Here is a 5,462-nt window from a genome sequence, read left to right as displayed (position 1 = left end):
GACCAGATGCTGAAAGGGCCCCAATACCCGGGAGGGAGTTTTAAGCCGGCGATCAGCATACCCATCAGTATCCCGCCGAAGATCAGAAAATTGGCGGTCAGGCCGCCTAAAAACCTTCCGCCCAGGTACTGAACCTTATTTAACGGGGTGGTGAAGAAAAAGTCATGGATCCCCGCGCTGAAATCCCGGGCCACGGCCCCGCCCGTCATGATCATGGTGAACAGCACACCCACCAAAGTATAGCTGGCCAGCAGCCTGGCGATGACTATCGGGGCGTTGTGCCATTCCTTGCCGAAGGAGATGTACAGAAAGGTGATGCCCGGTCTGGTCTCGGACAGGAAGATGAAGGTCCCGAAAGCCAGCAGTCCGGCGAAGATGTAGAAGGCCGGGCTTTTAAGCTGGTCCTTCAGCTCTTTTAGATAGATCGTTTTGAACATGGCGCCGCCTATCTCTTAAGGTTTTGAAAATAGACGTCCTCCAAGGTGGCCGGCCGGGGGGCGAACCCGTCCCCGGGATCATTGGGGTGGTGGATCCTGATGAATGTCTTTCCGGCGAACAATCGGGAGGATAGCAGGCGGTATTTTGCCTGGTATTGGGGAATTTCAGGCTTGGGGATCTCCTTCTCCCAGACCTTTTCTTCCAGTGACCGGATGGCCTCCATGGTTTTGGCCTGGAGCACGATGCTTCCCTGGTCGATGATGGCCAGGTTGGGGCAGAGGTCAGACACGTCGTCCACAATATGGGTGGAGAGGATCACCACTTTGTCCTGCCCGATCTCGCTTAAAAGATTGTGGAAACGCACCCGTTCGGCCGGATCCAGTCCGGCGGTGGGCTCGTCCACTATTATCAACTGGGGATCGCCCAGCAGCACCAAAGCTATACCGAAACGCTGTTTCATGCCCCCGGAAAATGTCCCCAGCTTCTGTTTTCGCTGGTCCCAAAGGTTGACCCGCTTCAAAAGTTCCTCCACCTTAAGCTTCCGGGCCTTTTTGTCCCTTATCCCCTTGAGCAGGGAGAAATGATCCAGTAGAGATCCGGCGCTTTCCTTGGGATAAAAGTCAAAGCTCTGGGGAAGATAGCCCAGCACCTTCTTCACCGCCATCTTATCCTGGAGCACATTGACCTCCCCAAAGGAGATCTCCCCGGAGTCGGGCTCCTGAAGGGTGGCGATGGTCCGCATCAAGGTGGTCTTGCCGGCGCCGTTGGGGCCCAGCAGGCCGAACATCCCGGTGGGCACTTCCAGCGACACGCCATTGAGGGCTGCCACCCCGTTGGAGTATTTTTTGGACAGTTTGCTGATGGTCAGGTTCATCGGTGGATCTCCTAAATTTCAGGTGGCTGTTTTTGGGCAACTTCATCGGCATCAACAAGTACTACGAAAACGGTTGTAAAATGTTTCCTTTATCCGGAATAACAATGCCCGAATGAAAGATCATTCGGGCATTGTTATAATTTAATATTGTCTTATTTGCCATAATAGATAATGAACCCCAAAACCAAAGCCACCACATCAAACACCGCATGGGCCGTGACAGCCTCCATGGCATTTTTCTTCCGCAGGTAGACCAGGCCGTCAAGAAAACCTATGATGGCGGTGGAAATTATCCCTGAGGTCCCCTGATAGGCGTGTCCCAGGCCGAACATCAACGAGAAGAATATCAGGGCAAAGATCAGGCCTGGTTTCCGGAAAGCTTTTTCGAACCGGGTCAGAACGAATACCCGCCAGAGCTCCTCCAAAAACCCGCCCTTGAAAATGCCCAGGAACAGCAGGATCGGGAAATAGTACAACTTGCTGAACAAATATTTTATGTTTTCACCCTCGGCCGCCGCGTTTGGCAGCAGGGCCTCCAGTACCGGGCTGATCAGAAGGGTATCCAGGGCAAAGATGCCGATCCCGAACAAGGCGCCGATGGCGATCTGTTTGCCCAGTTTGTTTTTATTGAATCCCAGGGAGCCGAAATCCTCTTTGGTCAGTTTGAGCAGAGACCATATCAGCAGGAAGGTTAAAATGCCCACCGTAATTATGTACAGCGAAGCCTGTGGCAGATTCTCGCTCAATTTGGGCATAAGGCCCAGTTGTTCGGCCAACGAAGGCTTGGCGGAGATATAATTGAATAATTTTTGGATCCACCCCAGGGAGATTATGCCCAGTGACAGATAGACCGCATTTTTGACCGTAATTTTGCTCATATGGCCCCCATGGTTTTCAATTAAGGGTGGTGATCATATAACCATATCAAATTACGCCAGCCGGACAGTTAATGTTTCACCGGTCAGGGTTTATTCTGCCCTGTAGGTCCCTGATCAGCGCCCGGTATTCCTCCCGGGAAAACAGAACTTCCCGTTCGTTCTGGTTGATGGGCTGGCCGGGGTCGTCCTCGAAGAACCGGGGGAACAGGTGGCAGTGGACATGGGGCATGATGTTGCCCCAGATGCAGTAGTTGATCTTGGCCGGGCGGTAGATCTCATTCAGCGCTTTGGCCGCCAGGGAAACTTCATCCCAGAACTCCGCCCGCTCTTCCGGCTCCAGTTCAAAAAGCTCGGTGGCATGCCGCTTTAAGACCAGGGTGGTCCAGCCCTTCATGTATTGGTTCTTGTTCAAGCGCACTATTGAGCGTTTCAGCTCGATGACCTTGTAGCTGTGGGGGTTCTCTTCCATCACGCTTTCAAGGCACATCGGGCAGTCATGACCGGCTTTAAGCCGGGCCCATTCTTCATGTGTCATCCATTTCATAGCGCTGTAAGCCTCATATAATGTGAATATGAATTAACTATACAATTAAACGCGGTGGAAAATCAAGTCCCGGGTGCCTCCTGTTTTACGGTATCCAATTTCGTTGTTTTTGTGACGGTGGCAACAAGCGCAGAACCCAAAAACCACTTGACATAAGGCCCTTTTTGGGGTAAATTAAATCAATAAAGTCAAGCCGGGCCGCTGGCCAGCGGAGCGGCGGGTTCCTTGAACCTCAGAAAAATATAATGGAATAAAAATGAATCATAAGCCCATCGAGATCCAACTGGACGGCCAGCGGGTGCCAGCCAAGGCAGGGGAGCAGGTCCAGGCCATCTTCAAGAAGTACCTGGACAAATCCCCGGCCAAGATCCTGGCCGCCAAGATGAACCAGCAGCTGGTCAGCCTGGATGCCACCGTACATTCCAACTGCCGGCTGGAGCCGGTGTTCTATTCCGACCGCGAGGGCATAGCCCTTTACCGCCGGGCCGCCTGCCTGATCCTGTACGAGGCCATCAAGGAACTCTATCCTTCGGCCCGGGTGGTGGTGGGCCAGTCGCTGGCCAACGGTTACTATTTTGATTTCGGCGGGGAACAGCCGCTGGACGAAGATATTTTGGGCAAGATCGAGGCCCGGATGAGGCTGATAGTTTCCGAGAACCGGCCCTTCGTCAAGGAGACCATCTCCATCGAGGAAGCCAAGGAGTATTTCGAGGCCGAGGGCTATTTCGACAAGGCCAAGTTGCTGACCACCATCCGCCTGACCGAGGTCCGCCTGGTGGGCTGCGGAATATTCAAGGACATCTACCACGGGCCGGTGGTCCCTGGGGCCGGACTGATCGACCGCTTTGAACTGACCCTGTATCCCCCGGGCTTCGTGCTGCGCTTTCCCCAGCAGCGCAATCCGGGGCGGATCCCGGAGATCTCACCTCAGCCCAAACTGTTCCAGATCTACAAGGAGACCAAGGACTGGAACCGGATCCTGGGGGTCAACAACGTGGGCGAGCTCAACGAACTGTGCCTGGGGGGGCAGATGAGCGAGCTGGTGAGGATAGCCGAGGGCTTTCACGAGAAGAAGATAGTGGAGGTGGCCGACCGGATCACCGCCCAGCGCCAGCGGGTGAAGCTGGTGCTCATCGCCGGGCCTTCCTCCTCGGGCAAGACCACCTTCACCAAGCGGCTGATGATCCAGCTCAAGGTCAACGGGCTGCACCCCATCGCCCTGTCCACCGACAACTACTTTTTGGGACGGGAACAGACCCCGCTGGGGGATGACGGCAAGCCGGATTTCGAATCCATCAGCGCGCTGGATCTGGAGCTGTTCAATAAACAAATGACAGGGCTTTTGGCGGGGGAGGAAGTGGCCGCCCCGGTCTATGACTTTCACACCGGCCAGCGGTCGGACAAGACCGGAAGATTCAAGCTGGGGCCGGATGACATCCTGCTGGTGGAGGGCATCCACGGATTGAACTCAAAACTGACCAGGTCGGTGCCGGCCGAAAACAAGATCAAGGTCTACATCAGCGCGCTGACCCAGCTCTGCCTGGACAACCACAACCGGATCAACACCTCGGACGTCCGGCTGATCCGTCGCATCGTGCGGGACCGCCTGTTCCGGGGCTACCGGGCCGACCACACCTTAAAGGTCTGGTCCGCGGTCCAGCGGGGCGAGGAGCGCAACATCTTCCCCTTCCAGGAGGAGGCCGACATCCTCTTCAACTCCACTTTGATCTACGAGCCGGCCGTGCTGCGGATGTACGCCGAGCGGTTTTTGATGGAAGTGCCCACCGACGACCCCGCCTTTTACGAGGCCTACAGGCTGCAGAGGTTTTTGCAGATGTTCGTGCCGGTGTTCGCCGACGAGGTGCCGCATACGTCGATACTGAGGGAGTTCATAGGGGGGAGTACGTTTGAGTACTGAGGGCAGAACATTAACCACAAAACATGTGGTGAGTTAATCGAACCAGGCACAAAGGGCACAAATAAATTTGCAGACCCCATAGTGCTTGCGGATACAACTTAAAAGAATATGTGCAGCGGGGGTGGGGGTTTTGGCCTTGATTTTCTTCCGTTAAAGGGTGTATAGCCATCACACAGGATTTTATCAAATAATCTTAACGGGGTCTTCCCATGAAAAAGGTTATTACTTCAGCTTTAGTTGTTATTGCCTGTCTAGGCTTTTGGGGTTGCAGCAAAAATGAAATACCACCCGCAGTTGTCACCACCGGAACCATTTCCGGCGTAGTTACCGACTCGGCCAGCGACACTGCCATTGCCGGAGCGGGCATTGCTACTATCCCGGCTACCAGCAGCGTAACCGCCAATACTCCCGGGCAGTTTTCAATAACCGGGGTGAAGGCCGGTACCTATACGGTTACCGCCAGTAAAACCGGTTACGTTAGTAAAAGCATAAGCGTTGCCGTAAACGCAGGGAATGCGGTCACCGCAAATATTTCTTTGGTGGCATCCGGCAGCACAATGGCCATAGTATGGGTTTCCATTCCTGCAGGGAGCTTTACTATGGGTAGCACAGCAGCTGATACAGTTCCTTGGTATAATACTGCAGGCGATGAATACCCCCAGCACACGGTTTACCTTGATGCTTACCAAATAAGCAAATACGAGGTAACTAACAGCCAGTTTAAAGCATTTATGGATGCCGGAGGATATTCCGATAGTACTTATTGGACAACCGACGGCTGGGCTTGGAGAACTGCGAATAGCATAACTG

General features: G+C 54.1%; 6 protein-coding genes. 2 read left to right on the top strand and 4 right to left on the bottom strand.

Annotated features, from left to right (window positions below; genetic code table 11):
- From Q7U71_00110 to Q7U71_00095, 4 genes are all read right to left on the bottom strand, one after another.
- The coding region (locus tag Q7U71_00110; protein MDO9390164.1) for a hypothetical protein at nucleotides 1-437 on the bottom strand (437 nt) is incomplete at its 3' end.
- 8 nt (nucleotides 438-445) lie between these two features.
- Nucleotides 446-1,312: an ABC transporter ATP-binding protein gene (locus tag Q7U71_00105; protein ID MDO9390163.1), complete on the bottom strand. Its 867-nt coding sequence runs from the start codon at nucleotides 1,310-1,312 to the stop codon at nucleotides 446-448.
- A gap of 152 nt (nucleotides 1,313-1,464) precedes the next feature.
- Nucleotides 1,465-2,190 carry a CPBP family glutamic-type intramembrane protease gene (locus tag Q7U71_00100; protein MDO9390162.1) on the bottom strand — a complete coding sequence of 242 codons (726 nt, stop codon included), beginning with the start codon at nucleotides 2,188-2,190 and terminating at the stop codon, nucleotides 1,465-1,467.
- A gap of 76 nt (nucleotides 2,191-2,266) precedes the next feature.
- Entirely contained in the window at nucleotides 2,267-2,734 is a 468-nt protein-coding gene (locus Q7U71_00095; protein ID MDO9390161.1) for an HIT family protein, read from the bottom strand.
- 256 nt (nucleotides 2,735-2,990) lie between these two features.
- On the opposite strand from Q7U71_00095, the gene Q7U71_00090 reads away from it, so the two are divergent.
- Both Q7U71_00090 and Q7U71_00085 read left to right on the top strand, forming a co-directional pair.
- The gene (locus tag Q7U71_00090) at nucleotides 2,991-4,652 is read left to right on the top strand and encodes a nucleoside kinase (GenBank protein MDO9390160.1); all 1,662 of its coding nucleotides are present in this window, start codon (nucleotides 2,991-2,993) and stop codon (nucleotides 4,650-4,652) included.
- A 209-nt stretch (nucleotides 4,653-4,861) separates the two neighbouring features.
- Nucleotides 4,862-5,462: carboxypeptidase regulatory-like domain-containing protein (locus Q7U71_00085; GenBank protein ID MDO9390159.1), on the top strand; the 601-nt coding region annotated here is incomplete at its 3' end.

Source organism: bacterium, from assembly GCA_030655055.1.
Lineage (GTDB): Bacteria > Edwardsbacteria > AC1 > AC1 > EtOH8 > UBA5202.
Note: the sequence above shows the minus strand (reverse complement) of the source record. Positions and strands in the feature narration are given on the sequence as shown.